Source organism: uncultured Cetobacterium sp., from assembly GCF_947039425.1.
Classification (GTDB): Bacteria; Fusobacteriota; Fusobacteriia; order Fusobacteriales; family Fusobacteriaceae; genus Cetobacterium_A.
Genome location: NZ_CAMQYW010000261.1, coordinates 1 through 2,845, shown reverse-complemented (window position 1 = coordinate 2,845; position 2,845 = coordinate 1). Strand labels below are relative to the sequence as shown.

4 protein-coding genes are annotated in these 2,845 nt (G+C 29.8%); all 4 read right to left on the bottom strand.

Annotation, left to right across the window (positions count from 1 at the left end; translation table 11 throughout):
• Positions 1 to 461 (bottom strand): phage terminase large subunit family protein (locus Q0V09_RS10180; RefSeq protein WP_297489232.1); only part of this gene is annotated, 461 nt, incomplete at its 3' end.
• Complete coding sequence (locus Q0V09_RS10175) at positions 421 to 1,074, bottom strand: hypothetical protein (RefSeq protein ID WP_297489228.1); 654 nt, start codon at positions 1,072 to 1,074, stop codon at positions 421 to 423. The genes Q0V09_RS10180 and Q0V09_RS10175, both read right to left, overlap by 41 nt.
• A 197-nt stretch (positions 1,075 to 1,271) precedes the next feature.
• The gene (locus Q0V09_RS10170) at positions 1,272 to 1,955 is read right to left on the bottom strand and encodes a hypothetical protein (RefSeq protein ID WP_297489225.1); all 684 of its coding nucleotides are present in this window, start codon (positions 1,953 to 1,955) and stop codon (positions 1,272 to 1,274) included.
• Position 1,956: 1 nt separating this feature from the next.
• Positions 1,957 to 2,845: site-specific DNA-methyltransferase (locus Q0V09_RS10165; protein ID WP_297489224.1), on the bottom strand; the 889-nt coding region annotated here is incomplete at its 5' end.

Here is a 2,845-nt window from a genome sequence, read left to right as displayed (position 1 = left end):
TATTTAATTGTATTGTTTTTCTTTCCCATTATTTCAGACAATACTGGAGTATCTCGTAGCATTGGAGATATCCGTTCTTTTGAATACTCCTCTGCCAATGTTTCTGTTGGTTGAACTATCATAGTTGGACATTGATTTATATGAATTATCCAACCTACTATATTATTTAATGTTTCTGATTTTCCAAGTTGTGATGCTAACATTAATACTATTCCATTAACTCCATCTTTAGTAAATTTCTCTAAAGGCTCTTTTAAATATGGAGTTCTTCTTATATCAAATTTCCCATTTTCAGCTGACCCTTCGCTTGATAAATATCTATAAGTATTTGCCCAAACAACTACATTCATTACTAATTTTTTTATTAATCTTTCTTTACAATTTTTTCTATATAAATTAATTGTATTGTTTATTATCTTTTTACTTTTCGTCCAGTCTTTGTTGCTTTTCAATCTTTTCAACAATTCCCTCCTCAACTTCATCTGATAATTTATTTAAATGTTCTAATGTATCACTTAAAGTTTCCTCAATATATTTTTTCCATTGGCTATGTGGCATAGGTTTTAAATTAACACTTAATCCTGATGCTGTTCTAAGCAATTCTTGCCTAAAAGTCACTATAGTATCACTTAAAAACATAGCATAAAGTTCTACTGGGATATATCTTCTTTCGTCTATATCAAGCTGTAAAAGATCCCTTTCTTTTCTAACCTCTTCTCTTTCTCTTTTTACTTTTAAAATTTTGTTATACTCACTTGTTTCTTTGTTATATTTTTCTAAATTAGCTAACAAATTAAATGTTCCATTAGTTTCTGCTAATATGATTTTTTTATTCTTATATGTTTGAATTGTTTTTTCTGTTGTTCCTAAGATTATTGCTAAAGATTCTACATCAACAAATATATCTTTAGCTTTCATTGAATATTTTTCTTTTATTGCATCTTCTGCTATTCCTAGATAATCATATTCTTTTCCATCTGTTCTGTATTGTTTGAATTTACTTCTTATTGATCTTGGACTAAGTCCTGTTAATTCAACTAATCCATCTTCATCTATATAATAATCTGAGCTCATTCTCTGCACCTCATTTATTTCTCTTCTGGCAAATGGAAGGAAGTGAAAAATAAATTAAATTTTTTGAAAGTTTTGCGGCTCATTTCGACCCTCTAATCACCTCCTACCCCCTCTCACAGTACCTTTTTTATATTACCCTTGATACTTCCCTGGATCTTTAGAATTTACTGGTTTTCTTATTGGTTCTTTCTCCATGTCTACTTCCTCCTTGGTTCTATCTTAATCCTTTGTCTTCCCTTTGCTCCTACCTTCTCTTGTCTTACAGTTGATGTCTTCGCATCATATCCAAGTATTGAAGCTATTGCTTTTGATGCCTGTATCTCCGCTGAAAATGCATTAGTATTTTTTATTGTTGTTGTTACTTCCTTCCCATCTGATGTTGTAAAGGTTGTTGACTGAGTCTTTTCTACCTTATACTCGTTAGCCCTTACTCTCACATCATCTATATTGTTTACAACTACTTCTACTCCATATTTCTCATGCTCTATGAACTCGTCTCTTATTTCTTCTAGAGTTCTTTTCAGTTTAGATTGTTTTTCTATATCTGCTGCTTTAGTATTCTCGCTATATCCTGCATACTCTTTAGCTTCTTCTTTCCCGAATCCTGACAGTCTTGCTTTTAAATATCTTGCTTCTAATCCTGTCAACCCCTCTAAGTTGAATCTTTTTGAATCTTTTATCTCTAATTCTTCTTTATAATCCATATATTTTTTATAGTGTCTTAGTATCCAAGTCTTTACAGTATTTGGAGAAATCTTTAATTTTTCACCAATAGCTTCATACTTTTCTTTTTTATTGCTTCCAATCTTTCCTATGACCATTCCTTCATAGAGAATTAATGCTTCTATTTGATCATTTGTTAATTCAAGTTTTTCTATCACTTTAATCACCTAAAAATTCTTTTATCTCTTCATAACTCATCTCTATTCCATCTCTTATTAGCTTTATATCTTTCTTTCCAAGTTTCATATATCTCTTTACTATTACATCTACATATCGTGGATCAAACTCTATTAATCTTGATACTCTATCCATTTGATCTGCTGCTATTAAAGTACTTCCACTTCCTCCAAAGAAATCGCCTACTATTTGTCCTCTCTTTGAACTATTAGCTATTAATCTTCCTAATAGCTTTATTGGTTTCATTGTAGGATGAACATCATTTCTTTGTGGTTTATCCTCTCTTATTATTGTGCTTGATTCTTCTAGTTCTCTTTTTATTTTGTATATCTCTTCTATTAACTCTTTTTTACTTAGCTTTTTATATACTGAGTTATCTTCTAAAACTGTATCTTGTGTATAATCTTTTATGAAGAAATGACTTGCTCCTGGCTTCCAACCATAAAGTATTGGTTCATGTTTCCAGTTATAGTCTTGTCTTGATAAATTAAAAGCATTTTTAACCCAAATTAATGTTTGAGAAAGTTTAAATCCTCCATCTTCTAAAGCTTTTCTAAAAGATACTGCTTCTAAATCTGCATAAAATATATAAAAGGCTGAACCTTCTTTCATGTATTTAAAAGCATTTATATAGAATTCTAATAAAAACTTATAGAACTCATCTTTTCCCAAATTATCATTTTCTATTTTCAAACCATTACTGCTTTCATAGTTAATATTGTATGGTGGATCTGTTATTAATAAATCTATCTTCTCTTCTCCATATAATGCTTTAACATCCTCTTCTTTTGTTGAATCTCCGCATAAGATTTTATGTTTTCCTAGAATATATAAATCTCCTTTTTTTGAGAATGAATCTATTTCTAGCTCT

Coding starts and splice junctions, on each gene's coding strand:
- Q0V09_RS10175 (WP_297489228.1), bottom strand. CDS start 1,074: ATGAGCTCAGATTATTATATAGATGAAGATGGATTAGTTGAATTAACA.